At 71.6% G+C, this 25,567-nt stretch carries 22 protein-coding genes; 11 read left to right on the top strand and 11 right to left on the bottom strand.

Going from position 1 to position 25,567, the window contains the following annotated elements; all coding sequences use genetic code 11:
* Nucleotides 1-85 precede the first annotated feature (85 nt).
* Together ACQP00_RS18605 and ACQP00_RS18610 are read left to right on the top strand one after the other, a co-directional pair.
* Nucleotides 86-4,414, top strand: a complete 4,329-nt coding sequence (locus tag ACQP00_RS18605; RefSeq protein WP_433223888.1) for a molybdopterin-dependent oxidoreductase — start codon at nucleotides 86-88, stop codon at nucleotides 4,412-4,414.
* A 281-nt stretch (nucleotides 4,415-4,695) separates the two neighbouring features.
* Nucleotides 4,696-5,439, top strand: coding sequence for a methyltransferase domain-containing protein (locus tag ACQP00_RS18610; protein WP_433220724.1), 744 nt, complete (start codon nucleotides 4,696-4,698; stop codon nucleotides 5,437-5,439).
* Between the two features lie 171 nt (nucleotides 5,440-5,610).
* On the opposite strand, the gene ACQP00_RS18615 is transcribed toward ACQP00_RS18610, so the two are convergent.
* A complete protein-coding gene (locus ACQP00_RS18615; protein ID WP_433220726.1) occupies nucleotides 5,611-6,420 on the bottom strand; it encodes a hypothetical protein in 810 nt (269 codons plus the stop codon).
* A 378-nt stretch (nucleotides 6,421-6,798) separates the two neighbouring features.
* Here ACQP00_RS18615 and ACQP00_RS18620 point away from each other — a divergent pair, with 378 nt between their 5' ends.
* A complete protein-coding gene (locus ACQP00_RS18620) occupies nucleotides 6,799-7,212 on the top strand; it encodes a hypothetical protein (RefSeq protein ID WP_433220728.1) in 414 nt (137 codons plus the stop codon).
* Between the two features lie 53 nt (nucleotides 7,213-7,265).
* Complete coding sequence (locus tag ACQP00_RS18625) at nucleotides 7,266-8,375, top strand: penicillin-binding transpeptidase domain-containing protein (RefSeq protein WP_433220730.1); 1,110 nt, start codon at nucleotides 7,266-7,268, stop codon at nucleotides 8,373-8,375.
* On the opposite strand, the gene ACQP00_RS18630 is transcribed toward ACQP00_RS18625, so the two are convergent.
* The 6 genes from ACQP00_RS18630 to ACQP00_RS18655 form a co-directional block, all read right to left on the bottom strand.
* Complete coding sequence (locus ACQP00_RS18630) at nucleotides 8,362-8,775, bottom strand: RrF2 family transcriptional regulator (RefSeq protein ID WP_433220732.1); 414 nt, start codon at nucleotides 8,773-8,775, stop codon at nucleotides 8,362-8,364. The two genes, ACQP00_RS18625 and ACQP00_RS18630, sit on opposite strands and share 14 nt — an antisense overlap.
* A complete protein-coding gene (locus tag ACQP00_RS18635) occupies nucleotides 8,772-9,725 on the bottom strand; it encodes a sulfate/molybdate ABC transporter ATP-binding protein (RefSeq protein WP_433220734.1) in 954 nt (317 codons plus the stop codon). Before ACQP00_RS18635 ends, ACQP00_RS18630 begins: the two co-directional genes overlap by 4 nt.
* Nucleotides 9,725-10,513, bottom strand: a complete 789-nt coding sequence (locus ACQP00_RS18640; RefSeq protein ID WP_433220736.1) for a sulfate ABC transporter permease — start codon at nucleotides 10,511-10,513, stop codon at nucleotides 9,725-9,727. Before ACQP00_RS18640 ends, ACQP00_RS18635 begins: the two co-directional genes overlap by 1 nt.
* Complete coding sequence (gene cysT / locus ACQP00_RS18645; RefSeq protein WP_433220738.1) at nucleotides 10,506-11,366, bottom strand: sulfate ABC transporter permease subunit CysT; 861 nt, start codon at nucleotides 11,364-11,366, stop codon at nucleotides 10,506-10,508. The genes ACQP00_RS18640 and cysT overlap by 8 nt, the downstream gene beginning before the upstream one ends.
* Nucleotides 11,366-12,412, bottom strand: coding sequence for a sulfate ABC transporter substrate-binding protein (locus tag ACQP00_RS18650; protein WP_433220740.1), 1,047 nt, complete (start codon nucleotides 12,410-12,412; stop codon nucleotides 11,366-11,368). Before ACQP00_RS18650 ends, cysT begins: the two co-directional genes overlap by 1 nt.
* A gap of 117 nt (nucleotides 12,413-12,529) precedes the next feature.
* Nucleotides 12,530-14,131, bottom strand: a complete 1,602-nt coding sequence (locus ACQP00_RS18655; RefSeq protein ID WP_433220742.1) for a Na+/H+ antiporter — start codon at nucleotides 14,129-14,131, stop codon at nucleotides 12,530-12,532.
* A 102-nt stretch (nucleotides 14,132-14,233) separates the two neighbouring features.
* Here ACQP00_RS18655 and ACQP00_RS18660 point away from each other — a divergent pair, with 102 nt between their 5' ends.
* Nucleotides 14,234-14,608, top strand: a complete 375-nt coding sequence (locus tag ACQP00_RS18660; RefSeq protein ID WP_433220744.1) for a hypothetical protein — start codon at nucleotides 14,234-14,236, stop codon at nucleotides 14,606-14,608.
* 235 nt (nucleotides 14,609-14,843) lie between these two features.
* Nucleotides 14,844-15,047: a cold-shock protein gene (locus tag ACQP00_RS18665; protein WP_433062662.1), complete on the top strand. Its 204-nt coding sequence runs from the start codon at nucleotides 14,844-14,846 to the stop codon at nucleotides 15,045-15,047.
* A gap of 61 nt (nucleotides 15,048-15,108) precedes the next feature.
* On the opposite strand, the gene ACQP00_RS18670 is transcribed toward ACQP00_RS18665, so the two are convergent.
* The 3 genes from ACQP00_RS18670 to ACQP00_RS18680 form a co-directional block, all read right to left on the bottom strand.
* Nucleotides 15,109-16,509, bottom strand: a complete 1,401-nt coding sequence (locus ACQP00_RS18670; RefSeq protein ID WP_433220746.1) for a DEAD/DEAH box helicase — start codon at nucleotides 16,507-16,509, stop codon at nucleotides 15,109-15,111.
* Between the two features lie 137 nt (nucleotides 16,510-16,646).
* Nucleotides 16,647-16,865 carry a hypothetical protein gene (locus ACQP00_RS18675; protein WP_433220748.1) on the bottom strand — a complete coding sequence of 73 codons (219 nt, stop codon included), beginning with the start codon at nucleotides 16,863-16,865 and terminating at the stop codon, nucleotides 16,647-16,649.
* Nucleotides 16,866-16,909: 44 nt separating this feature from the next.
* Nucleotides 16,910-17,692 (bottom strand): helix-turn-helix transcriptional regulator, encoded by a 783-nt coding sequence (locus ACQP00_RS18680; RefSeq protein ID WP_433220750.1) that lies wholly within the window; start codon nucleotides 17,690-17,692, stop codon nucleotides 16,910-16,912.
* Between the two features lie 70 nt (nucleotides 17,693-17,762).
* On the opposite strand from ACQP00_RS18680, the gene ACQP00_RS18685 reads away from it, so the two are divergent.
* Genes ACQP00_RS18685 through ACQP00_RS18700 form a run of 4 tightly spaced genes read left to right on the top strand, consistent with a single transcriptional unit; the run spans nucleotide 17,763 to nucleotide 23,949 of the window.
* The gene (locus ACQP00_RS18685; RefSeq protein ID WP_433220752.1) at nucleotides 17,763-18,467 is read left to right on the top strand and encodes an SDR family NAD(P)-dependent oxidoreductase; all 705 of its coding nucleotides are present in this window, start codon (nucleotides 17,763-17,765) and stop codon (nucleotides 18,465-18,467) included.
* Nucleotides 18,468-18,519: 52 nt separating this feature from the next.
* Entirely contained in the window at nucleotides 18,520-18,963 is a 444-nt protein-coding gene (locus tag ACQP00_RS18690) for a CBS domain-containing protein (protein WP_433220754.1), read from the top strand.
* A 49-nt stretch (nucleotides 18,964-19,012) separates the two neighbouring features.
* A complete protein-coding gene (locus ACQP00_RS18695) occupies nucleotides 19,013-22,732 on the top strand; it encodes an FHA domain-containing protein (RefSeq protein ID WP_433220756.1) in 3,720 nt (1,239 codons plus the stop codon).
* Between the two features lie 5 nt (nucleotides 22,733-22,737).
* Nucleotides 22,738-23,949 (top strand): cysteine desulfurase-like protein, encoded by a 1,212-nt coding sequence (locus ACQP00_RS18700; protein WP_433220758.1) that lies wholly within the window; start codon nucleotides 22,738-22,740, stop codon nucleotides 23,947-23,949.
* Nucleotides 23,950-23,988: 39 nt separating this feature from the next.
* On the opposite strand, the gene ACQP00_RS18705 is transcribed toward ACQP00_RS18700, so the two are convergent.
* The gene (locus ACQP00_RS18705; protein WP_433220760.1) at nucleotides 23,989-25,053 is read right to left on the bottom strand and encodes an FAD-dependent oxidoreductase; all 1,065 of its coding nucleotides are present in this window, start codon (nucleotides 25,051-25,053) and stop codon (nucleotides 23,989-23,991) included.
* Between the two features lie 63 nt (nucleotides 25,054-25,116).
* On the opposite strand from ACQP00_RS18705, the gene ACQP00_RS18710 reads away from it, so the two are divergent.
* Nucleotides 25,117-25,557: a MarR family winged helix-turn-helix transcriptional regulator gene (locus ACQP00_RS18710; RefSeq protein ID WP_433220762.1), complete on the top strand. Its 441-nt coding sequence runs from the start codon at nucleotides 25,117-25,119 to the stop codon at nucleotides 25,555-25,557.
* Nucleotides 25,558-25,567: the final 10 nt, after the last annotated feature.

Below are 25,567 nucleotides of genomic sequence, written 5' to 3' on the forward strand. Positions count from 1 at the left end.
GCCCTTGTCGAAACGCAGCGTTTGTACCGTCTGCCGCGTGACGCAGACCCGCACGGTCTGTTCGTACTGCGGGGTGGGCTGCGGCATGGTCCTCGACGTGGCGACGGACCCCGACGGACGCCGGCGCGTGCGCAAGGTGTCCGGCGACAAGGACCACCCGGCCAACGCTGGCCGCCTGTGCACGAAGGGCGCGACCAGCGCCGAGATGCTCGCGGCGCCCGGCCGCCTCGAGCGGGCCCGCATCCGGCCCGACCGCGCCGGCCCCATGCGCGACACGAGCGTCGACGACGCGATCGCGCACACGGCGCACCGGCTGCGCGCCGTCATCGACGAGCACGGGCCGGACGCCGTCGCGTTCTACGTGTCCGGGCAGCTGACGCTCGAGGCGCAGTACCTGGCCAACAAGCTGGCCAAGGGCTTCGTGCGCACCAACCAGATCGAATCGAACTCGCGGCTGTGCATGGCCAGCGCCGGCAGCGGCTACAAGCTGTCACTGGGCAGCGACGGCCCGCCCGGCTCGTACGACGACTTCGACCACGCCGACGTGTTCCTGGTGATCGGCTCGAACATGGCCGACTGTCACCCGATCCTCTTCCTGCGCATGCTCGACCGGATGCGCGCGGGCGCGAAACTCATCGTGGTCGACCCGCGACGCACCGCGACCGCCGCCAAGGCCGACCTGCTCCTGCAGATCCGGCCCGGCACCGACCTGGCCCTGCTGAACGGCCTGCTGCACCTGCTCCTCACGAACGGTCACCTCGACGAGGAGTTCATCGCGGCGCACACCGAGGGCTGGGCGGCCATGCCCGAGTTCCTGGCCGACTACCCGCCGGCGGTGGTGTCGGACATCACCGGCATCCCGGAGGCGGACCTGATCGCGGCGGCGGAGGCGATCGGCGCCGCGGGGGAGTGGATGAGCTGCTGGACCATGGGCCTCAACCAGAGCACCCACGGCACCTGGAACACCAACGCGCTCATCAACCTGCACCTGGCCACCGGCGCGATCGCCCGGCGGGGCAGCGGCCCGTTCTCGCTCACCGGCCAGCCCAACGCGATGGGCGGCCGCGAGATGGGGTACATGGGCCCCGGCCTGCCCGGCCAGCGCTCGGTCCTGGTCGACGCCGACCGCGCGTTCGTCGAACAGGTGTGGAACCTGCCGCCGGGCACCGTGCGAACGGACGTCGGCAAGGGCACGATCGACATGTTCGAACGCATGGCCGCCGGCGACATCAAGGCCTGCTGGATCATCTGCACGAACCCGGTCGCCTCGGTCGCCAACCGCGCGACCGTCACCGCCGCCCTGGAGCGCGCCGAACTCGTCATCGCCCAGGACGCCTTCACGCAAACAGAGACCAACGCCTTTGCAGACGTCCTCCTCCCCGCCGCCATGTGGTCCGAGATCGACGGCATCATGATCAACTCGGAGCGCAACCTGACCCTCGTCAGCGCCGCCGCCGACCCGCCGGGCGAGGCCCTGCCCGACTGGGAGCTGATCGCCAGGGTCGCGGTCGCCATGGGCTACGGCGACGCCTTCAGCTACGGCAGCGCCGAGGACGTCTTCGCCGAGATCCGCGCCTTCCACAACCCACAAACCGGCTACGACCTGCGCGGCATCACCTACGAGCGACTCCGCCGGGAGCCCGTGCAGTGGCCCGCCCCACCCGATTCCAAGAGCCGCAATCCCATCCGGTACCGCACTGCCTCCGCCCTCACCTTCGCCACCCCCACCGGCCGCGCCGTCTTCTTCCCGCGCCCCCATCTGGACCCGCACGAGTTGCCGGACGACGACTTCCCCTTCCTGCTCAACACGGGCCGCGTACCGCACCAGTGGCACACCCTCACCAAAACCGGCCGGGTGGCGAAGCTGAACAAACTCAACCCGGGCCCCTACATCGAACTCAACCCAGCCGACGCAACAATGCTGGGCCTAGCCGACGGCGACCAGGTAGAACTAACCTCCCGCCGCGGCCGCGCCGTCCTGCCCGCGACCGTGACCGACACTGTGCGTCCGGGCGACTGCTTCGCCCCGTTCCACTGGAACGACATGTTCGGGGCGGACCTAGCCGTGAACGCCCTGACCTCCGACGCCGTGGACCCGATCTCCTACCAGCCGGAGTTGAAGGCCTGCGCAGTCCGCCTGACCCGGGTGGTGCCCACCGCTCCACCGACCGACCTCGTCCCGGCTAACTCCACTGTGGACGGACTCGAACGCGGCACTGCGGACGGATTCGAACTCGGCACAGAGGACGGATTCGAACTCGGCCCGCCGTCGTTCACCGAGCCCGAACGGATGTACCTCGGCGGCTTCCTCAACGCCCTCACCAAGCATCCCCCGGCGCCGGGAATGGTGCCCCGCTTGCCGGCGGACGCCCCGTTCGATCCGGCCCGCGCGGCCTGGGTCAACGGCTACCTGGCCGGGATCCACCACCGACCGACCGCCGCCGACGACCGGACGAACCCGGCTCCCGGCCCGCCGCACCTCCGCGTCGACCAGCACCTGCGAACCGTCGACGAGCAGATGCGAACCGTCGACGAGCAGGCGCGAAGTGTCGACGAGCAGGTGCGAAGTGTCGACGAGCAGGTGCGAACGGTTGACGTCCTGTGGGCCTCGCAGACCGGCAACGCGGAGGACTTCGCCGCCGAGGTGGCCCGCCGCCTGTCGGAAGAGGGCTGGCGGCCCAATTTACGTGACATGACAACCGACGCCGGCGAGTTACTGGGCGGAGCGAACGACCTCCTGCTCATCACCAGCACGTACGGCGACGGCGACGCCCCCGACAACGGCGCCGCCTTCTGGGACTCCCTGCAGGCCGACGCCCCACGCCTCGACGGCCGCCGCTTCGCCGTGCTGGCCTTCGGCGACTCCAGCTACGCCGACTTCTGCGGCCACGGCCGCCGCCTCGACGCCCGCCTGGCCCAACTCGGCGGCGAACGAATCACACCCCAGGTCGACTGCGAGCCAGACTTCGAAACCGCCGCCCACGGCTGGCTCGAAGCCGTGCTGCACAGCCTGCGCATTGCCGACCCACCCGCGTCCGCCGGGCACACTTCCGCGCCGTCCGTTTCCGCACCGCCCGTTTCCGGGCCGGCCGTGTCGGCGGCGCACATTTCCGCGCAGCACGCTTCCGGGCTGCCCGTGTCGGCGGCGCGCGCTTCCGGGCCGCCCGTGTGGGCGGCGCACACTTCCATGCCGGCTGTTTCCGTGGCGCGCAGTTTCGATCCTGCGGTGTCTGCGGCGCGCATGTCCGCACGGAAACTGCCGGAAACGCACATTCCGGCGTCGGCGGTGTCCGTGCCGCGCGCGGGCGGTCGTGGCGAGGTGGTCATGGCCAGGCTGAGCGGCAACCGATTGCTGAGCGGTGCCGGCTCGGCCAAGGAGGTGCGCGAGTTCACGTTCGACGTCGGAAGCGCATTCGGCTACGCGGCCGGCGACGCGATCGGTGTGTGGCCAGTCAACTGTCCGTCCCTTGTGGACGAGTGGTTGAGCGTCACCGGGCTCGATCCGGTGGCCATGGTGGACGTCGGCGGCGAGATGGAGCTGCGCGACGCTCTGCTGCACCGGCTCGACATCACGCGGATCACCCCGGCGCTCATGCGGTTTGTCGCCGAGCGGGGGCTGGAGAGTCCACTGCGGACACTCCTGCGGCCGGACAATCAGGGTGAGCTCGCGAAGTACACGTGGGGGCGCCAAGCCATCGATGTCGTTGCCGAGCATCTCGTCAAGGCCGGCCCGGACGAGTGGGTCGGCGTGCTCAAGCGGCTGCAACCCCGGCAGTACTCGATTTCCTCGACGCCGCTGGTCGATCCGGCACGGGTGGCGACCACGGTTTCCGTCGTGCGGTTCGAGAACGAGGCCGGGCGTGTGCGGAAGGGGGTGTGCTCGACGTACCTCGCCGATGCGCGAACGGATACCGAACTGCGTGTGTTTCTGCAGCGGTCGCCGCATTTCCGGCCGCCTGCCGACGACTCGGTACCGATGATCATGATCGGGCCGGGGACCGGGGTCGCGCCGTTCGTGGCGTTTCTGCATGAGCGACAGGCCCGTGGTGCCCGCGGGGCGAACTGGCTCTTCTTCGGCGAGCAGCGGCGGAAAACCGATTTCTACCACGAGCGCGAGCTCGACCAGTTGCGCGCGGAGGGCGTCCTCACGCGGCTGGACCTGGCGTTCTCCCGCGACCAGCGCGCGAAGGTGTACGTGCAGGACCGAATGCGTGAACACGGCGCCATCCTCTGGTCCTGGCTCCAGGACGGCGCCCACGTGTACGTCTGCGGCGACGCGACCCGCATGGCCAAGGACGTCGACGCCACGCTGCGTGAGATCGTCGCCGCATACGGTGCCATGGATCCCGGCGCCGCCGCGGCCTATGTGAAACAGCTGTCGGCCGACAAACGCTACGTCCGGGACGTGTATTGATCGTCGACCTTGTCCGGATGTCCGCGTTGCTCGCCGTCGACTACGGGACCGCGTTCACGACACCGCTACACGGCCAAACTGACCGGTGGGGTGATACCGCCGCACTGGCGAGCTGACCCGAGGGGTGAGTGGGGTGATGCCGTCACGCTGGCGAGCTGACCCGTGGGGCGAGTGGCGCCAGTGGGGCGAGGCCGTCACGGTGGCGAGTTGACCGGTGGGCGATACCGCCGTTCGGCCGTAATTGGTGGACATGGGGTGCCGTGGTCCGGAAGGGTCGAGGCATGTCACCTGACGAGCCGTGGGACGACGAGATCGCCGATGCCTATGACACCCCCGGTGAGGGGATGTTCGCACCGGGCGTGGTGGAGCCGGCCGTGAGTCGGCTCGCGGCGCTGGCCTCGGGTGGGGCGGCGTTGGAGTTCGCGATCGGGACGGGGCGGATCGCGGTGCCGTTGCGCGCGGCCGGTGTGCCGGTGACGGGGATTGAGCTGTCCGGGCCGATGCTGCGGCGTCTGCGCGAGAAGGTGGACGAGGGGACCATTCCCGTGGTGGCGGGGGACATGGCGCATGTGAGGGCGCCGGGGGAGTACAGCCTGGTGTATCTGGTGTTCAACACGATCTCGAATCTGCTGACCCAGGCCGAGCAGGTCGCGTGTTTCCGCAACGCGGCCCGGCATCTTGGGCCGGGTGGGCGGTTCGTGGTGGAGCTGTGGGTGCCCGACCTGCGGCGCCTTCCGCCCGGTCAGGGTGCCGTGGTGTTCGGGTCGGAGCCTGGGTATGTCGGGCTCGACACCTTCGACGTGCTCAATCAGCGGATCGTGTCGCACCACTTCACGTTCGACTTCGGCGGGGGGCGGCAGGCTCGGTTGACGCGCAGCCCGCATCGGTACATCTGGCCGGCCGAACTCGATCTGATGGGGCAGCTCGCCGGGTTCACGCTGGAGACCCGGCACGCCGACTGGACCGGCGCCGAGTTCACGGGAGAGTCGGCGTCGCACGTCTCGGTGTATCGACTGCCGCTGTAAGGCCCCCGCGAAACAAAACAAAACAAGCGAAACCCGAGACCCGCGAACAAGCGAAACCCGAGACCCGCGAGACAAAGCGAAACCCGGGACCCGCAAAAGAAGCGAAACGAGAAGCGAAACAAGAAGCGAAACCCGGGACCGCATAAGGAAGCGGCCCCGGGTACAAAAGCGTCAGGCGGCGAACTGGGCCAGGAAGGCGGCGTTCGTAGGCTGAATCTCCGAAGCGGCCGGCTTGCTGATCTTCACCGCCTTGCCGAAGTCGCTGAACGTGGTCTTCGACGTGGTCGGTGGGACCTGCCGGCCGACCGCCGCCGTCTCGAACGACAGGCTGGCCAGGTAGCCGTCGGGGCTGATGGTGGCCTCGAACGGCACGGTCTTCGCCGCGTCGCCCATTTTCTGGATCATGTCAGTGGTCGTTGCGGGCGAGGGGCGCTTGGTCAGGTCGAAGGTGCCCTTGTACGCGCCGGCGCCGGTGCGTTCGGCCGTGACGATGGCGTCGGCGAAGCCCTTGATGTTGGCCGGGTCGCCGGGGTTGCCCAGGCCCAGCTTGGCCAGCGAGGTCTTGGCGCTGTCGACGCGCATCCACTTCTTGGCGTCGACGTTGGGGATCTCCTTGCTGACCTTCACGTACACGTCGGTGCCGACGATGATGACGTCCGCGTTGACCTGCTGTTCGGCCGCGGTGACGGTCATCTTGGCGGTGCTGGACTTCTTGGCCGGGTCGGTCGAGCCGGTGAGCTTGGTCCCGGCGTTGCCGCCCGCCGCGGACGACGTCGAGTAGGTCGCGGGGACGCCCGCGAGTTTGTTGAAGGCGTTGGTCAGGTCGGCGCGCGCGTCGCCGGTGCCGGCCGGGCCCGCCGAGCTGTTCGCGGCGCCGCCTTTGTCGGTTTTATCGGCCTTGTCGGAGCCGCTGCAGGCCGCGGTGAGGGCCAGGGCGCCGGACAGTACGACCGCGAGCAGCACTCGACTGCTGGATTTCATGCTCGTTCCTCCAGGCGGGCGGCCGGATGTCGCCCCCGGCGAAGGGTAGACGCGCCATGCCACAAGGTCGAGTGCACCCCCGAGGTCCAAACGGCCGCCGTGACATGGCCTTTCGGCCAAGGTGACCTACCGTTGGTCGACGCCGCCCGGGAGGGCGGCGGCGGGAGTCGAACCCGCATTTCCCCGTTAAGAGCGGAAGTAACGGTGACCTGCGCACCGGGGGTGCCCGCCCAGCATCGCCCGGACCGGCGGGCCACGGCAACGCATTTCCGGGGGCAAGTGCCGGATTGCCGACAGGAGAGGAAGCCAACGCAACCAAACCGTGAGCGCATTGTCCAAGCGACGAGGGCATCGATCGGTATGCTCAGAGCCCTCACGGTGAGCGAGCAGCGGGGGCAGCGGATGACCGGAGAGTCACACACCGAATCGATCCTGGAGTCGCCGCGGCGGCAGCCGGGACGCACCAGGGGACTGATCGCGGCGGCCGTGGTCGTGGTGCTCGCGGTGGTCGCCGGGGTCGTCGTGTGGCAGACCCGGGACGACGCCGCGTCAACCCCGGAGAGCGCGTCCGTCCCGCAGCAGCAGAAGGCGTCGGAGCTGTACGCGGCCGACGGCAGGACGCTCATCGCGCGGTTCGACACCGACGACCCCCGGGAGAGCTGCCTGCGGGTGCCGGTGAACGACTGGGGTACTACTGCGACGCCGTCGTCACGTGGTGGCAGGCGCAGGCGGCCTTCGGCGACGACGAGGCGCAGCGGCGCGATCGGTTGCGGCACGGCGGGTACAAGATAGGCGGTTCGCTTGATCCGCAGCTCCAGCAGGGCGCCAAGCAGCGGGTCGACCAGGTGGTGCCGGTCGCCGACGGGAAGCTCTTCACGCTCGCCACGATCGAGCCGGGGACCGGGCTGATCCGCGCCATGGCGGCCAACCGCACCTTCAAGCGGCCGCCGCCCGGTCCGAGTGCGACCGACACGGGGCAGCCGCCGTGGCGGGCGTCCGGGCCGGACCTCGTGGACCCGCTGGTCGCCGGTAACGCCGAGACGCCGGGGGGCCAGGCCGGCGCGCCGTTCCTGATGTTCACGCTGGCGGCGGCGCTGGAGAGCGGCATGACGCTGGACCACACGATCGACACGAAGCGGCGGTACGTGTCGAAGTATGTCATCGACCCGAACAGCCCGGCCGCCTGCGAGGGGCCGCACTACTGCCCGGCGAACAGCGGCGATCCGGCGTACCTGTCGGGCAGGCGCACCATGTGGGACGGGTTCCGGCACGCGGTCGTGACGTACTTCATCCCGCTGGAGGAGCAGCTCGGCGCGGAAACCGTGATCGCCATGGCCAAGCGCCTCGGCATCGGGTTCCGGGCGCCGGAGGACAAGATGCTCAGCGACAACGGCAAGATGTGGGGCGCGTTCACCCTGGGCGTCTCCGCGACCACCACGCTCGACCTGGCCAACGCGTACGCCACGCTGGCCGCCGACGGCAAGCGCTGCGACCCGCTGCCGGTGGCCAAGGTCGACGACGCCGGCGGGCAGGCGGTCGAGGGCATCGGGCCGCACTGCGAGCAGGTCCTGCGCCCCGAGGTGGCCCGGGCCGCGATGGACGCCGGCCGGTGCCCGGTGGGCGACAGGTCCGCGTTCGGCGACCGATGCGGCGGCGGTACCGTCCCCGCCACCACCGTCCGCGCCACCGTCGGCCGTCCCGTGGCGGGGCAGTCGGGGCTGGGCGCGAAGGGTCAGAACTTCTCCCTCGTGGTGGCGGCGCCGCAACTGGTCACCGCGGGCATGGTCGGCGCGGCCCCGGGCCAGTACGGCGCGATGGCGGCCGCCCCGCTCGCCGCGGGCGTCCCCAACGCCGCCGTCGGCGCGATCGCCGCCGTGCAGCGCGACGGCCTCGCGCCCCTGCCCAGCCGCGACTTCACGGCACCGCCCAAGGAGCTCGCGGTCAGTGGGAGTTGATGAGATCGGCCAGGGTGACCGCGTCGAGGTAGTCCAGCCGGACCCGGTTGGCGCGGTCCCACAGGTGGTGCAGCCGCTCGATCGCCCGGTCCGGCGGCAGGTCGTCGTGGCCGGCCGGCGGGTCCTGACCGGGGCCGTCCAGGCGGCGCACGATCTCGCCGAGGGTCAGTGAGGCCGGCGGGTGGGCGAGCGCGTACCCGCCGCCGGTGCCCCGCTGGACCTGCACGAGGTCGGCCCGGCGCAGGTCGGCGAGCAGGTCGTAGAGGTATCCGGGCGGGATCGCCTGGGCGTCGGCCACGTCCTGGGCCTTGACCGTCTGCGGCGCGGCGCCGGCCAGGGCGACCAGCGCCCGGATCGAGTACTCGATGCGCTTGGGCAGCATGCGAACCGAGGCCGTCACACGGCGGCCAGGGTGCGGGCCTCGGCGGAGGGGCTGAAGTACACCGTGTCGCCGGGCTTGACGTCGATTGCCTTCGCGCCCGCCCGGGTCAGCTGGGCCCAGACGTCGCGCTCGCCCGCGCGGGCCTCGATGCGCACCTCGAAGCCGAGGGACACGATCCGGGTGACGGTCGCCTCGGTACCCCCGGGTTCGCGCGACAGGGCCACGTCGTGCGGGCGCACCAGCTTGCCGTCCAGGTGCGTGACCGGGCCGAGGAAGCTCATCACGAACGGGTTGGCCGGGTTCTCGTAGATGTCGCCGGGCGTGCCGACCTGCTGCACGATCCCGTCGGCGAGGACCACGATCGAGTCGGAGACGTCCATCGCCTCCTCCTGGTCGTGCGTGACGAACACCGTGGTCACGTGGACCTCGTCGTGCAGCCGGCGCAGCCACGTGCGCAGCTCCTTGCGCACCTGCGCGTCGAGGGCGCCGAACGGCTCGTCGAGCAGCAGCACCTGCGGCTCCGGGGCCAGCGCGCGGGCCAGGGCCATCCGCTGGCGCTGCCCGCCGGACAGCTGCGCCGGGTAGCGGTCGGCGAACTGGTCGAGGTGCACGAGTTCGAGCAGTTCCATGACCCGCTTGCGGATGTCCGCCTTCGGGCGGCGGCGCACCTCGAGGCCGAAGGCGACGTTGCGGTACACCGTCATGTGCTTGAACGCCGCGTAGTGCTGGAACACGAAGCCGACATTGCGCCGCTGCGGGGTGAGCCCGGTCGCGTCGACCTCGTTGATGCGCACCGAGCCGGTGTCGGGCCGCTCCAGGCCGGCGATCACGCGCAGCAGGGTCGACTTGCCGCCGCCGCTCGGGCCGAGCAGGGCGGTGAGCGACCCGGAGGCGATGTCGACGGAGATGTCGCGCAGCACCGGCGTCTTGCCGAACGACTTGTTCACGTCGCGCACTTCGATGGCCATCAGGCGTTCTCTTTCGGCCGCAGGAGCTTGGTGATGAGCAGGATGACGATCGCGATCAGGGCCAGCGCGCTGGCGGTGGTGAACGCCGCGGTCTGGTCGTAGTTCTGGTACCGCTCCTCGACGAACAGCGTCGCCGTCTGGGTCTGCCCGACGAGGCGGCCGGAGACGACGGCGACCGCGCCGTACTCGCCGAGCGCGCGGGCCAGGCAGAGCACCACGCCGTAGCCGAGCGCGCCGCGGATGCCGGGGATCGTGATCCGCAGGAACGTCTGCCAGCGCGACGCGCCGAGGGTGTGGGCGGCCTGTTCCTGCTCGTCGCCCATCTCCTCCAGCACCGGCACGATCGCTCGCACGACGAGCGGGAGGGAGACGAAGATGGTGGCGAGCACCATGCCGGGCAGCGAGAAGATGACCTGCAGCCCATTGCGCTCGAGCCAGCCGCCGGCCGGGGCGAACTTGCCGTACACGAGGATCAGGGCGAGGCCGACGACCACCGGCGACACGGCCAGCGGCAGGTCGATGAGGGCGCCGAACAGCCGCTTGCCGGGGAAGCGGTGCCGCACGAGCAGCAGCGCGGCCAGGACGCCGAACAGCGTGTTGGCCAGCACCGACCAGATCGCCACGGACAGCGTGACGGCGAACGCGTGGGTGGCGTTCTCCGACGTGAGCGTGTCGATGACCGGGCGCAGGCCGTGCTCGAAGGTGCGCCAGATGACCAGGCCGACCGGCAGCACGAGCAGGAACAGCAGGTAGACAAGGGCCAGGATGCGCAACGGGTACTTAGCCACGGCGGGCACTCCAGCGCTGGAAGAGGTCGAGGGCGATCAGCACCACGAAGGCGACGACGAGCAGCACGGTGGAGATGGCCGCCGCCGACGTCGTGTCGTCGCTCTCGATGCGACCGAAAATGTTCACCGCGGACACCTGGGTCTCGAACGGGATGCTGCCGGTGAGCAGGTTCGTCGAGCCGTACTCGGCGATCGCCCGGGTGAAGGCCAGCCCGGCGCCCGAGATCATGGCCGGGGCCAGGTTGGGCAGGATGATCCGGCGGAACGTCGTGAACGGCGAGGCGCCCAGCGAGTAGGCGGCCTGCTCCATGTCCCGGTCCAGCTCGCGCAGGACGGGCTGCACGGTGCGCACGACGAACGGCAGCGTGACGAACAGCAGGGCGACCCCGACGCTGAAGCGGGTGTAGGCGATGTTGATGCCGATCGGGCTGTTGGTGCCGTACAGCGCGAGCAGCACCAGGCCGGCCACGATCGTCGGCAGCGCGAACGGCAGGTCGATGAGCGTGTCGACGAGTCCCTTGCCGGGGAACTTGTCCCGCTCGAGCACCCACGCGATGACGGTGCCCATGACGACGTTGACGAGCGCCACGATCAGCGAGGCGCCGACGGTGAGCTTCAGGGCGGCCCAGGCGTCCGGGGTCTGCACGGCCCGCCAGAACGTGTCCCATCCGCCCTCGGTCGAGCGCCACACGACGGCGGCGAGCGGGATGAGCACGATCAGGCTGAGGTACAGCACCGCCGTGCCCAGGCTGAGCGCCGTGCCGACCCGGGGCCGGGGGCGGCGTACACGCGGCCCGGCCGGGCCCGGCGCGGTGCCGGACCCGGTGGGCTTGCTGACGGCCGTGGCGGTCATTACTTGGACGCCGCCGGGCTGGGGGCGGCCGAGGTGGAGATGCCGAGCTTCTGCTCGATCGAGGCCATCACGCTGTTGCCCGGGTCGAACAGTTCCTTGTTCACCTTCGACCAGCCGCCGAGGTCACCGATGGTGAACAGGCCGGACGGGGTCGGGAAGGTGCGGCCGCCGGCGTCCTTGACGACCGGGCGGTAGCCGTTGTCGGCCCAGATCTTCTGCGCCTCGGCCGTGTGCAGGTAGTCCACGAACGCCTTGGCCTCGGCCGGGTGGGCGCTGTTGCTGGTCACCGCGATCGGGTTCTCGATCAGGATCGTGTCGTCGGGCACGGTGTAGTCCACGGCCTGGCCGTTCTTCTGGGCGAAGAGGGCCTCGTTCTCGTACGAGATGAAGGCGTCACCCTTGCCGCTGGTGAACGTCTGCAGCGAGGCGCGGCCGCTGTTGTCCTGCACCGGAACGTTCTTGAACAGCGAGTCGAGGAACGCCGCCCCGGCCGCCGCGTCCTTGCCCTTGTTCGTCTTGGCCCCGTAGGCGGCCAGGATGTTCCACTTGGCGCCGCCCGAGGTGAACGGGTTCGGGGTGAGCACCTGCACGCCCGGCTTGGTCAGGTCGTCCCAGGTCTTGAGGTTCTTCGGGTTGCCCTTGCGGGTGCCGATGACCGCGACGGAGTCGGTGATCATGCCCTTGTACTGGTCACTGTTCCAGCCGGCGTCGACCAGCTTGGCGGTCACCAGGCGGGTGATGTCCGGCTCCAGCGAGAACGCGACGACGTCGGCCTTGAGGCCGCTGGCCACCGCGCGGCTCTGGTCGCCGGAGGCGCCGTAGGACTGGGTGAACTTCACGTTCTTGCCGGCGTCGGTCTTCTGGAACGCGGCGATGAGCTGCTCGTACGCCGCCTGCGGGGTCGAGTAGGCGACGAGCGACAGGGTCACGGCGCCGCCGCTGTCCGCGGAGGTCGAGTTGTCGGCGGTGCCGGCGCAGGCGGTCAGCGCGGTCCCGGGGAGGAGTAACGCGGCACTGACGGCGAGCGCGCGGGTACGCAGCTTCACGGGGAGCCATCCTTGGGGGAGGTCATTCTCTACGTTGTCTACTTAGTGAGTAGGTAATGTAGTGAAGATGGCCCTCGTTCGTCAATCCCACTCACCAGATGGGATTACGCGGAACCTTTACGCGGGACGGTCGGGAAGGACCCGCTCCTCGTGATCGAGCTCGCGCTCCAGCCGGCGCAGCGCCTCGTCCGACAGCAGGCCCGCGTCCCGGCGGCGCAGCAGCTCGTCGCGCTGCGCCTCGATCGCCAGCCGCCGGATCCGCAGAGCGGACTCGTAGCGCTCCGACACCGGCAGCTCGTCGGAGTCAGCGTCCTTGAGCAGGTCGAGGCGGTGCTCGTACCGTCGCAGCCGCTCCTTGAGCTTGCGCCGCAGCGACTCGATCTCGGCGCGCTCGGCCGGCTCGTCCTGGTCGAGATCGTCGAGCCGGTCGAGCGCCGCGTGCACCGTCGCCGCCCGCGCCTCGTTGCGCTCCCGCGCGTCGTCGACCGCGTTGTGCCGCAGCTTGAGCAGCCGGACCAGCGGCGCGAAGGACAGCCCCTGCCCGACCAGCGTGACCAGCACCACCACGAACGTGCAGAACAGCAGCAGGTCCCGGTCCGGGAACGGCTCGCCGGCGTCGGTGACCAGCGGGATCGTGAACACCGCGGCCAGGCTGATCACCCCGCGGGTCCCGGCCCAGCTCAGCGCGGCGATCTCGCGACCGGCCAGCCCCTCGTCCTCGCGGCGCAGCAGCAGGTGCGCGGCCTGCGTCAGCACCAGCCACACCGGCCGCAGCAGCAGGGTCACGCCCACTGAGATGGCCAGCGCGGTCACGATGGTTCCCGTTGTGTACTGCCGGAGCCCCCGCAACACCGCCGGAAGCTGCTGCCCGATGAGCAGGAACACGAGCCCCTCGAGCAGGAAATCGACCAGCCGCCACACGGCAGTGGTCTGCAGACGGCTCGCCCCGGTCCCCGAGCGCGGCGTGTCGTGCCCCACGATCAGCCCGGCCACGACCACCGCCAGCACGCCGCTGACGTGCAGGCGCTCACCGACGAGATACGCCACGAACGGCGTGGCCAGCGACAGCGCGTTGGCCAGCAGCGCGTCCTTGGCGATCGGGCGCAGCATCCGCACCAGGTAGGCCACCCCGACCCCGACCGCGGTGCCCCCGGCCGCCGCGAGCAGGAACAACCCGGCCGCCATCGGCGCCGAGAAGTGCCCGCCGACCGCCGCCGCCACCGCGACGTTGAGGATGGTCAGCGCGGTCGCGTCGTTGAGCAGCCCCTCGCCCTGGATGATCGTGATCAGCCGCGGCGGCAGCCCGACCTTGCGCCCGACGGCGAGCGCGGCCACCGGGTCCGGCGGCGCGCAGGCGGCCCCGACGGCCACCCCGGCGGCGAGCGTCGCCCCGGTCACGAACAGCGCGAACCCGGCCCCGATCAGGATCGCCGTGGCCAGCACCAGCAGCACCGAGAGTCCGATCACGATCCGCAGGTTGGCCCGGATGGCGAGCAGGGACGAGTCGAGCGCCGCGGAGTACAGCAGCGGCGGCAGGATGAACGTGAGCGCGATGTGCGGGTCCAGCGAGATGTTCGGGCCGGGCAGCAGCGCGTAGAGGATGCCGACGACCGGCAGCAGCGCGGCGGCGGGCAGGCCGGTCCGCTCGCCGATCCAGCGCACCGCCGCCACGATGGCCAGGGCGCCCAGCGCAAGCAGCAGCAACGTCTCGGGGCTCACCCTGTTGACCTTATGTCGCGTTCAGCCACCTCGCCGGGCGCGCGCCAAGATGGGCATTTCTGCCCACGCCCCGGCCCGGCGCCGTGGCTACCGTCCCGGGCCATGACAAGTGCGAGCGGGAAGGCCGTGGTCAGCCTGATCACCGGCCTGGAGGACGCGGAACGGGTCACGGTGGCGTTCCTCGTCGCCGTCGGGGCGGCCGAGTCGGGCCGGCCGACCCTGATGTTCCTGACCAAGGAGGCGGCCCGGCTGGCCGTGACCGGGGTGGCGACGGCGGTCGCGTGCGAGGGCTGCCCACCCCTGGCCGGCCTCGTCGCGCGGTACGCGGCGGCCGGCGGGCGGTACCTCGTCTGCCCGATCTGCTTCGATGCCCGGCACCTCGACAAGGCCGCGCTCATCGACGGCGCCACCCTCGGCGGGACCGTGCCGATGTGGGAGTGGATCGGTGATTCCGGCGCGACGACGTTCTCCTACTGATCTCACCCGCTCGCCCGGGAGGGCGAAATCGATGGCGGTGGCCAGTGCATCTGCCGGGCCCGTGCTAAAGTTGGCGTGTTGCAAGCTTGATTTCCACATACGTTGCCGCGCCCGTGGGTATCGCACCCACGGGCGCGGTCAGTATTGCCGGGTTTCCGGAAGCAGGGTCATCAAAGCGGCGACGCGAGCGAGGCCACACGGTGTGGCCTCCGACTGCTCTGCGAAGGAGACAGCTATGACCGTCGGCACTGTGAAGTGGTTCAACGCGGAAAAGGGCTTCGGCTTCATCTCGCCCGATGGCGGCGGCCCGGACGTGTTCGCGCACTACTCCGCGATCTCCGCGGGCGGCTTCCGCAGCCTCGAGGAGAACCAGCGGGTCGAGTTCGAGATCACGCAGGGCCAGAAGGGCCCGCAGGCGGCGAACATCCGCGCCATCTGAACCACAGATGAACAGTGAACGGCGCCCGGCCAATGTGGCCGGGCGCCGTTTCTGTTCTTGATTAACGTCCGCCGCGCCGGCCGGGCCAGGCCCGGGACGAGAACGCGGCGGCACCGGTGCGCGGCTGGGCCGCGACCGTCTCCGCCGGGGCGTGCCGCGTGGACGCGGAAGCCGGCTTCGCCCCGCCGCGCCGGCCCCGGCCGCCGTTGGCGGTCTGCGGCTTGCGCTGCTGGGGACGGCCGTTCGCGACCGGTTCGGGGGAGGCCGCCGGCTGCTGCGGTACCAGCACCCGCTCGCCCGGGGCCAAGGTGTGCAGCAGCGGGTCACCCGGGCGCAGCCGCGTCGTGGTGGCCTTGATCCCGGCCTTGCGCGTCAGCTCCTGCACCTCGGCCGCCTGCCCGGCGGTCATCAGCGTGACCACCGTGCCGGTCGCCCCGGCGCGGGCGGTGCGGCCCGAGCGGTGCAGGTACGCCTTGTGCTCCGACGGCGGGTCCGCGTGCACGACGAGCGACACGTCCTCCACGTCGATGCCCCGCGCCGCGATGTCCGTGGCCACGAGCGTGCGCACGTCCCCGTCGGAGAAGGCGCGCAGGTTGCGGGTCCGGGCCGCCTGGGCCAGGTTCCCGTGCAGCTCCACGGCCGGCACCCCGGCGGTCACGAGCCGGCGGGTGAGCGCCCGCGCCCCGCGCTTGGTCCGGGTGAACACCACGGTCCGCCCGGGCGCCGCGGTCAGCTCGACCAGCACCGCGAACCGGTCCTCGGCGTGCACGTGCAGCACGTGGTGGGTCATCGCGGCGACCGGGGACAGCGCCGTGTCGACGCTGTGCTCGACCGGGTTGCTGAGGTACCGCCGCACGAGCACGTCCACGCCGGCGTCCAGCGTGGCCGAGAACAGCAGCCGCTGGCCGGTCCGCGGGGTCTGGTCGAGCAGGCGCCGTACCACGGGAAGGAACCCGAGGTCGGCCATGTGATCGGCCTCGTCCAGCACGGTGATCTCGATCGCGTCGAGCCGCGCGTGGCCGCCGTCGACCAGGTCGGCGAGCCGGCCCGGGCACGCGACCAGCACGTCGACGCCGGAGCGCAGCGCGTTGACCTGCGGGCCGGACGCGACGCCGCCGAAGACGGTGGCCGTGCGCAGGCCGACCGCCTGGGCCAGCGGGGCCATCACGGTGTGGATCTGGGTGGCCAGCTCGCGGGTCGGGGCGAGGATCAGCGCCCGCGGCCGGCCCGCCGCCCGCTTGGGCTTGGCGGTGGCGGCGAGCCTGGTCAGGACCGCGAGCACGAAGGCGTAGGTCTTGCCGGAGCCGGTGCGGCCCCGGCCGAGCACATCGCGCCCGGCGAGCGCGTCGGGCAGGGTCGCGGCCTGGATCGGGAACGGGCTGTCAACGCCGTTCGCCGCGAGGACACGGGTGAGCGCGCTGGGCACGCCAAGATCAGCAAACGTAGGGCGGCGGGCCGCCATGAACTCTCCGAACGTCGAAGGGGATATCCCGCCCGGCGCAGGCCGTCGTGGCCGCGGCAACGTGGCGTGGGACATCGAGCGCGGCCGCCAGGGAGGGCGGCCTCGACGTCAGTCTACCTGATCCCGGGCAATGGTGATCAGGGCGCTACAACCTGCCACCGGCTGCTCCCGGCCCGCCACGCGCCGGCCAGGATCTCGGCCGACTGCTGGCCGGGGCACTGGTGGATCTTCGACCGGCCGGAACCGCCGCCGACCCGGGCCTCGACCTCCCAGGACTCGCCATTGGTTCGGATGTAGATGTCCCTACGTCCCCGCACGCTGTTGTCGCCGTTCCACCAATGACGCTCAATTCTCACTCACTGACCGTATAGCACCGGACCGGAGCCGGAAAAGTCACAGCTCAGGCAAGCTTTTCCAGCGCTCTGGCCGACGCCGAGCCCGGATCGGCCGTGAGGAACACCACCTGCTGGTCGTCGCCGGGGACTTCGAGCACGTCACAGTGCACGTGCAGGGAGCCGAGGACCGGGTGCTCAATGATCTTCGAGCGGTGTCCCGGGGCCCGGACCGGATTCTGGGCCCACACGTGGCGGAACTCCTCGCTCACGCTGAGTTCATCCAGCAGCCGCGCGAGGGGTTCGTCGTGTGGGTAGCGGTCGGCGGCGGCCCGCAGCCGGGCGACCGCGATGTGCCCGAACTCCTCCGCACCGGAGCTCGCCGGTGGGCCGCCGAGGAAGCGCCGGCGGGCCAGGTTGGGGTGGTCGCCGAGGCCGGTCAGCAGCGCCGCGGCGAGCGGGTTCCAGGCGATCACGTCGTACGCGGCCGAGGTGACCACCGCCGCCGCGTCGACCCGGTGCAGCAGCCCGGCGACGTAGGGCCGCACCCGGCGGGACGGTCCGGGCGGGGCGGCCGGGGCGGTCCCGGCCAGGCGGAACAGGTGGGTGCGCTCGGCCGGGTCGAGGCGCAGGGCGGCGCCGAGCGCGTCGAGGATGCGCCGGGACGGCTGGGGGCCGCGGGCCTGTTCGAGGCGGGCGTAGTACTCGACGGACATCGCCGCCAGCCCGGCGACCTCCTCGCGCCGCAGGCCGGGGGTCCTGCGCCGGGGTCCGGCGGGCAGGCCCACGTCGTGCGGCCGCAGGGCCTCGCGCCGGTCCCGCAGGAAGCGCCCGAGTTCCGCGCGCGCCATGGCCGCCTCCTCGTGTTCCAGGCATCGGTTGTACCTGGAATGCCCCGATCGGACGCGCCAGGCTCTCCGCATGAGCAACTTTTCCACGGCGTTGGTCACCGGCGCCAACAAGGGCATCGGCCGGCACATCGCCCAGCAGCTCGCGGCGGCCGGGTTGACCGTCTACGTCGGGGCCCGGGACCTCGGCCGGGGCGAGGAGGCGGCGGCCGCGATCGGCGGGCGGGCGATCCAGCTCGACGTGACCGACCAGGCGAGCATCGACGCGGCGAGCGCCGCCGTGCCGGAGCTGGACATCCTCGTGAACAACGCCGGGATCATCGCCGACGACGGTGGCGCGCCGCCGGACAGCAGCGTGGCGGCGTTCCGGACGACGTACGAGACGAACGTGTTCGGCGTGCTCGCGGTCACCAACGCGTTCCTGCCGGCGCTGCGCCGCTCGAAGCATCCGCGGATCGTGAACATCTCCAGCGGGACGGGCTCGCTGACGTGGAGCGCGGCGGGCGGGTTGTACCAGACGGCCGGTACCGGTGCGGCCTATCGCTCCTCGAAGGCGGCCCTCAACGCGCTGACCCTGTTCTATGCCCAGGCGCTGCCCGGGTTCCGGGTCAACGCCCTGGCCCCGGGTCTGCGCCGGACCGACCTGAACTCCCGCGCGCAGACCGCGGACGGCGATCCGGCGGAGGCGGCCGCGGCGGCGGTGCGGCTGGCGCTGCTGGACGACGACGGCCCGACCGGCCTCTTCCATCAGTACGACGGAACCGTTGCTCCATGGTAAGGATGTCCAAAAGACTGATCTTTGCAGTGGCCAAGGTCACGATACTGAGTGGGTGCTCGTCAGCGACGTCATGACGGCGTTCCCGGCGTACATCCGGCTCGGCGCGACCATCCGCCGGGCCGCCGAGGTGATCAGTGTGTCCGAGGTCGGGCAGCTCATGGTGCTCGACCACGACGGGCGGTTCGTCGGCGCGCTTGCCGAGGAGGACCTGGTGCGGGCCATGCTGCCCGGGTTCGACGACGTGACCGCGGCCGGCGGCACCCTGGCCGACGCGTTCGCGCTGTTCCTGGAGCGCGGCCGCACCCTCGCCGACCGGGTCGTCGACCCCCTGGTCGTGCGGGACACCGCGACGGTACGGCCGGCCGACGAGCTGGCCCGCGCCGCGATCGTGATGCTCGAGCGGAACCTGCGCCGGCTCCCCGTGGTCGACGACGGCGCCCTCGTGGGGACGCTGTCGCGGGCCGACCTGTGCCGCGCGGTGATCTACCATTCCTGACCTCCGGCTGCGGCTCACCGATCGGCACACCCGCGAGACGACCGAGCGGGTGTGCCCGCTGCCGGTCGTGCTCGGCCGGGGCGGCGGCAGCACGGGAGACGGGGGCGGCGGCAGCCTGGGAGCGGTGGTCGCGCTCGACGACCGGGACGTCTCCCGCCGCCACGCCCGGCTGGACCTGGACGGGGACCGGCTCGTGCTGACCGACCTCGGCAGCACCAACGGCACCTTCGTCAACGACGCCCGGGTCACCCGGCACGTGCTGGAAGCGGGCGACCGGCTGCGCATCGGACGGTACGAGCTGGCCTTCTGGTTCGTGGATCCCGATGTCACCGCGCTCATGGACGCGGGCCAGCTCACCTCGCTGCACCCGGTCGGGCGGCCCAGCGTCGCGGCCCGGCGGGTCATCGAGGCGGCCGAGGCGCACAACCGGCAGGCCGGGCACGAGCTGGACGGGTTCCTGTCGCTGGAGCACGGCTTCCTGCCGGTCGAGCCGCCGCTGACCGCGTTCCCGGAGTCGCACCGGGCCTGGGACGAGATGACCGACCGGCTGCCCGAGCTGTTCCGGCGGCTGGCGCTGCGCCGGGCCTTCGACGCGCTGCCCGTCCTCGACGCGCGGCCCGAGGCGCTGCCCGACCGGTATCTCCTGCGCGCCTCGACGCTGCTCGGGGTGTTCGCGCACGCGTACCAGTACATGGCCATCGACCCGCCCGCCGCACTGCCCGACGCGCTGCTGCGGCCGTGGCAGACGGTGTCGGCGCGGCTGGGCAAGCAGCAGCCGGCGGTGTCCTACATCGACCTGTTCTTCTACAACTGGCGGCTGCGCGATCCGGCCGGCCCGCGGGCCCTCGCGAACCTGGACCTGCTGGTGCCGACCTGGAACAACGCCGCCGAGCGGGTCTTCTACCTGGTCACCACCGAGTTCGCGATGGGCCTGACGCCGGTGCTGCGGGCGATGGTCGAGGCGCAGGAGGCGGTGGTCGCCGACGATCCGCAGTTGGTCGAGCGGGCTTTGCTGGTCGTGCTGGAGCGCCTGCAGCACGTGACCCAGGTGGTGTACCCGCAGATCGACCCCAACCCCCGCGCCCGCCGCCCGCTCGACCAGGTGCTGTGGGCCAAGACCGTCGGCACCGCCGGTGTCCCGATCTTCGACGGCGCGCCGAGCCCCAGCGGCACCGCCCAGCCCCAGGTCCACGCGATCGACGCGTTCCTGGAGCGGCGCGACTACGGCTCGCTGGTCGGGCAGCAGAGCACCTACCTGGCCGGGTTCTTCCCGCGGCACTGGCAGGAGCTGGTGGCCGCGCTGCGGGAGGTGTCGGTCCGCCAGTACATCGAGCAGACCCGCAACAGCACCCTGCGCGGCGTGTACAACGCGGTCCTCGACGCCTACGTCGGCGACCGGGGCTGGATGGGCCTGCACCGGATCAAGGCGTACGGGTTCCTGGAGGTGTCGTTCAAGGTCGGCCGGCAGGTGACCACCGGCGCCCGGTTCACCGGCCTGTTCAAGGACCGCACCTGGGACAAGGTCGACGGCGAGCTGGCCGTGGTCCGCGACGAGCGCCGCCCGCCGGTCGGCCCGCCGGTGGTGTTCGGCACCGCCCGCCGCGGCCGGGTGGTCACCGGCGACTCCGGCCGGTGGACCTGCTACCTCGACCTCGACGTGACCGGGCAGGGCGTGCACCACCAGCCCGGCGACCGCGTCGGGGTGCTGGCCGAGCACGATGACGAGCTTGTCCGCCGTACCGTGGCGGCGTTGCAGGCGACCGGCGACGAACTCGTCGGCCTCACCCCGCGCTGGCGGGCCGCCGTCGCCTGCCGGGCCGGCTTCGGCGAGGTCGACGTGCTGCCGCTGCGCACCCTGCTCCGCTTCGCGCGGCTGCGCCCGATCGGCCGGGACGTGGCCAAGCGGCTCGTCCGGCTCACCGCCGTCGGCTCCTGGCAGCGTGTCGTGGACGCGCGCATGGAGGACCAGTGGGAGCTGTGGGACGTGCTGAACCTGCTGTACGCGGGCGGGTACGACGTCACCCGGCTGTGGAAGGCCGGCCCGGGGGAGCCCGACGCGTTCTGCGCGCTCGTGCCGCCGGAACCGTTCCGCCTGTACTCGATCGCCTCCGCCCCGCCGCCCGGCAAACCCGCGACGACGCTGCGGCTGGTGGTGGCCGGGCTGGAGTACACCTCGGCGCGCACCCCGTGGTCGTACCCGCGCCCGCGCCAGGGCGCCGCCTCGCACTTCCTGCGCCGCGCGGCCGCCGAGGGCCGCAAGCGGATCCCGCTGCAGATCGTGCCCACGCCCCGGTTCCGGCTGCCCGCCGACCCGGACGTGCCGGTCGTCATGTTCGCGGCCGGCTCCGGCATCGCCCCGTTCCTCGGCTTCCTGGCCGGCCGCGAGCGCCACCTCTACCTCGGCGTCCGCACCCCCGCCGAGTTCGTCGAGCACGAGGCCCGGCAGTTGCTGGACGCGGCGGCGGCCGACGGCCGGCTCCGGCTGGAGGTCGCGTTCTCCCGCGCCGACAAGTCCGTCGCCTTCGACGGCAAGACCCACACCGTGCTCGACGGTCACCGCCGGCGCGTCGACGCCATCATTGCCAACGACGCGGTTGTACTGCGTGAGCTCCTGCGCCCGGTCGAGGACGGCGGCCGCGGGGCGCACTTCTACGTCTGCGGCAGCGCCCCGTTCGCCGCCGCCGTGGTCCGCGCGCTGACCGGCATCGCGCCGGGCGACGGCCGCGAGTACATGCGCCGGCTGGTCGCCGAGGGGCGGCTGGGGGAGGACGTGTTCACGACGTACCTCGGCCACGCCCAGCAGGGCCCCCGCTTCGACGTGTCGGACCTGGCCCGGCACAACACCGAGGAGGCCGGCCACTGGATGGCGATCGGCGGCGCCGTCTTCGACGTGACCGAGTTCGTCCACCTGCACATCGGCGGCCCGCACATCGTGCGCAACCACGCCGGGCTGGACGCGACCGCCGCCTACCGCAAGGTGCTGCACCACGCCCACGCCGAGATCGACGCCCAGCTGGCCATGTACCAGATCGGCCACCTGCGCCGGCTGTCCTTCGGCGCCCGCTGGGGCGTGGTCCTGACCGAGGCCGGCCTGCGCGCGCTGCCCCTGGAGGAGCTGTTCCGGACCTGGGTCCGGTTCGTCTACCTGCTCGTCGGCATGGAGAACGCGCTCACCGCCGACTACGGCTTCACCGCGGCCGTGGCCACGCTGGGCGAGGACCCGGCGGAGCTCACCCCGTTCAAGGCCCAGTACGTCCTGGAGGCCCACCGCCGCTTCCTGGTCAGTTACCTCGACGGCCTGCTGCAGGACGATCTGCGGGTGCTGTGGCAGCACACCGTCGGCTTCTGCGACCCGCACCAGGACGTGCGCGCCTACGACGCGGATGTGGCCGCGCTGGACGGCTCGTTCGTGCGCGGTTCGCTCACCGCGGCCAAGGAGTTGCTGCTCGCGGATGTCTCGCACCGCCAGGTGACCGCGCTGTGCCACGCGTACGCGGACGCTGACGTGCGGTTGCTGCGCGAGCTGAAGGAGGCGGTGCTCGAAGGGGTGCAAGCGTTCGAGCGGTTCGAGGCCGACGTGGTCGAACGCGCGGGTTCGGTGCTGCTCGCCTCGGTGCGCTCCGCGCTTGCCGCAGTCGGTGCCTATTTCACGCAGTTGGGTGACATGACCCGCGCTCAGGGGATTACGGCGAGCGACGGCACGGAACCCGCGATCCCACCCGACCGCGGCCTCCCGGGGCACGGCGGGCCGCTGGCGCTGCGAGACTGATCGGCATGTCGTACGACGTTGTTGCGCTGCGCGGTGAGTTTCCGGCTCTCTCGTCCGGGATCGCCTACTTCGACGGGCCCGGGGGGACGCAGACGCCCTCGGTCGTCGGCGCGGCGATCGCTTCCGCCCTGACCGGGCCGCTGTCCAACCGGGGGCGGACCTCGCGCTCCCAGCGCAACGCCGACGATGCGGTGACGGCGTTTCGTTCGGCGTACGCCGACCTGCTCGGCGTGCCCGCCGGCGGGGTGGTGTACGGGCGGAGTGCCACGCAGCTCACGTACGACTTCTCGCGGGCCCTCGCCAAGCAGTGGCAGCCGGGGGACGAGGTTGTGGTGTCGCGGCTCGACCACGACTGCAACGTCCGGCCCTGGGTGCAGGCGGCGGAGCGGGCCGGGGCGACCGTGCGCTGGATCGACTTCGACCCCGTGACGTCCGAGGTGGACCCGGCTTCGGTTGAGGCCGCCATCACCGATCGGACGCGGCTGGTCGCCGTCACGGGCGCGTCGAACCTGATCGGCACCCGGCCGCCGGTGCGGTCGATCGCCGACCGCGCGCATGCGGTGGGTGCGCTGGTCTACGTCGACGGGGTGCATCTGGCCGCGCACGCGCTGATCGACGTGCCTGCGCTGGGGGCGGACCTGTTCGTGTGCTCGCCGTACAAGCTGCTGGGGCCGCATTGTGGTGTCCTCGGCGCGGATCCCTCGCTGCTTGCTTCGTTGTGGCCGGACAAGCTGCTGCCGGCTACGGACGACGTGCCGGAGCGGTTCGAGCTGGGCACCCTGCCGTACGAGATCATGGCCGGTGCTACGGCCGCCGTCGACTTCCTCGCTGCGCTCGCGCCGGGTTCTTGTACTACGCGGCGTGAGCAGTTGCGGGCTTCGTGGGAGGCGATCGAGGTACACGAGACTCGGCTCTTGCGGTTGCTTGAAGACGGGATCGCTGGGCTTGGCGGGAATGCGGTCGTGCATTCACGCGCGGCCTCGCGGACCCCGACGCTGCTGGTCACGCTGCCGGGCCGGCGGACGTGGGATGCCTTCGAGTTCCTGGCGGCGCGGGACGTGCTGGCGCCGGCGGGGTCCTTCTACGCCTACGAGCCGTTCCGGCGGTTGGATGTGCCGGACGAGCACGGGCTGCGGCTGGGGCTGGCCCCGTACACCGACGAGGACGACATCGCCTGGGCCGTCGACGGGCTGCGGGACTTCCTGCTGAGTCCATGAGCGACGACGGCTTCGAGCGCGTTTCGGGCGCCGAGGATGTCAAACCGTGAAGCGTTCGGCGAAGCGGGCGGTGAACAGGTCGCGGCCCTTGCGTTCGTAGACCACCTCCGGCGCGGCCGGCGCGACCCCGGCGTGCGTCGGGAGCTGGCCGACCCCGCCGCGGGTGCCCAGCGGCAGGAGGATCCGGCGCTCCACGGGCGGCACGTACACCGCCGGCGGCTGTTCGCCGGACAGCTGGGCGGCGATGTTGCGCACCACGACCTCGGCGTGGGTCATCGCGTACGAGGCCATCTTCGGGTCCGGCAGGTCGACGATGTCGCCGAGGGCGTAGACGTGCTCGTAGCCGCGCACGTGCAGCCGGTCGGTCACCGGGACCAGACCCTGCGAGTTCAAGGGCGTCAACCGGCCGTCGGTCAGGTAGTCGGTGTTGACGTGCACGCCGAAGGCGCGGAACCAGATGTCCGCGGCGAGCACCCCGACCTGTCCGCGGCGGCCGGGTTCGAGCGCCGGGAGGGCGGGCAGGACGGTACCGAGGCGGAGTTCGACACCCAGCGCGTCCAGCCGGCGGTGCAGATCCGCGCGCACCTCCGGGAGGAATCCGGGCAGCAGCTGGGCGCCCCGGTCCACGACGAGCACCGACTTGTCCGGCCAGACCTCCTTGATCTCCCCGGCCAGCTCCAGCCCGACCGGGCCGGCCCCCGCGATCAGCACGCGCGTCGACGCGGCCAGCTCCTTGTGCGCGGCGCGCAGGTCGTCGAGCTGCTGGGCGATGGCGGTCGAGACCGGCTTCGCGGGGAACGGGTAGCTCGAACCGGTCGCCAGCACGACGTACTCAGCGTCCACCCGCGCACCCGAGGCGAGCGTCACGCCGCCCGGGTCGGCCGAGACCGCGCGGTCGTGCACCACCCGGCCGTGGGCGAGCAGCGACGCGAACGGGAAGAACGCGTTCGGGGCGAAATCCGGGCGGGTCAGGGCGCGCAGGGACGCGGCCGCGTTGACGAAGCCCTCCCGGGGATCGATCAGCGTCACGTCCGCCAGCGTGTCGAGGGACTTGGCGACCAGCGAGCCGCCGTACCCTCCGCCGACCACGATCACACGGGGCATGCCCAACCTCCTCCAGCGAGTTGACGCGTCAACTCTATACGACGCTGCACTAAGCTGGGCAACATGGACCTGCGGCCCGAGGAGTGGAAGCTCTGGAACGACTGGATGCAGGCCCAGCGCGTCCTGGCCCGCGAGCTCGACCGCGGCCTGCAGCGCGACCACGGCATCTCCAAGGCCGAGTTCAGCGTCCTCGTCACCCTGCACCAGGCGCAGGGCGGCCGGCTGCGCGTCGGGGAGCTCGCCGAGGCGCTCGACTGGGAGAAGAGCCGCGTCGCCCACCAGCTGACCCGGATGGAGCAGCGCGCGCTCGTCGAGCGGATCGCGCACGAACCCGGCGGCCGCCGCGCCGGGATCGGGCTCACCGCCAAGGGACGTGATGCGGTCCGGGACGCCATCCTGGGACACGCCGAGAACATCCGGCGGTACTTCTTCGACCCCCTCACCCCCGCACAGACCGACGCCATCCAGGCGTGGAGCCGGCACGTCCTCGACCGCAACGCTTGAGGGCTCAAGT

This window comes from Dactylosporangium sp. CS-047395, from assembly GCF_050942185.1.
Classification (GTDB): Bacteria; Actinomycetota; Actinomycetes; order Mycobacteriales; family Micromonosporaceae; genus Dactylosporangium.

What these genes read in the sequence shown, in the direction of transcription:
- cysT (WP_433220738.1), bottom strand. Translation starts at nt 11,366, where the DNA reads ATGACCGCCACGGCCGTCAGCAAGCCCACCGGGTCCGGCACCGCGCCG.
- ACQP00_RS18635 (WP_433220734.1), bottom strand. Translation starts at nt 9,725, where the DNA reads ATGGCCATCGAAGTGCGCGACGTGAACAAGTCGTTCGGCAAGACGCCG.
- ACQP00_RS18685 (WP_433220752.1), top strand. Translation starts at nt 17,763, where the DNA reads ATGAGCAACTTTTCCACGGCGTTGGTCACCGGCGCCAACAAGGGCATC.
- ACQP00_RS18610 (WP_433220724.1), top strand. Translation starts at nt 4,696, where the DNA reads ATGTCACCTGACGAGCCGTGGGACGACGAGATCGCCGATGCCTATGAC.
- ACQP00_RS18710 (WP_433220762.1), top strand. Translation starts at nt 25,117, where the DNA reads ATGGACCTGCGGCCCGAGGAGTGGAAGCTCTGGAACGACTGGATGCAG.
- ACQP00_RS18680 (WP_433220750.1), bottom strand. Translation starts at nt 17,692, where the DNA reads ATGGCGCGCGCGGAACTCGGGCGCTTCCTGCGGGACCGGCGCGAGGCC.
- ACQP00_RS18615 (WP_433220726.1), bottom strand. Translation starts at nt 6,420, where the DNA reads ATGAAATCCAGCAGTCGAGTGCTGCTCGCGGTCGTACTGTCCGGCGCC.
- ACQP00_RS18705 (WP_433220760.1), bottom strand. Translation starts at nt 25,053, where the DNA reads ATGCCCCGTGTGATCGTGGTCGGCGGAGGGTACGGCGGCTCGCTGGTC.
- ACQP00_RS18700 (WP_433220758.1), top strand. Translation starts at nt 22,738, where the DNA reads ATGTCGTACGACGTTGTTGCGCTGCGCGGTGAGTTTCCGGCTCTCTCG.
- ACQP00_RS18665 (WP_433062662.1), top strand. Translation starts at nt 14,844, where the DNA reads ATGACCGTCGGCACTGTGAAGTGGTTCAACGCGGAAAAGGGCTTCGGC.
- ACQP00_RS18605 (WP_433223888.1), top strand. Translation starts at nt 86, where the DNA reads ATGGTCCTCGACGTGGCGACGGACCCCGACGGACGCCGGCGCGTGCGC.
- ACQP00_RS18670 (WP_433220746.1), bottom strand. Translation starts at nt 16,509, where the DNA reads ATGGCGGCCCGCCGCCCTACGTTTGCTGATCTTGGCGTGCCCAGCGCG.
- ACQP00_RS18660 (WP_433220744.1), top strand. Translation starts at nt 14,234, where the DNA reads ATGACAAGTGCGAGCGGGAAGGCCGTGGTCAGCCTGATCACCGGCCTG.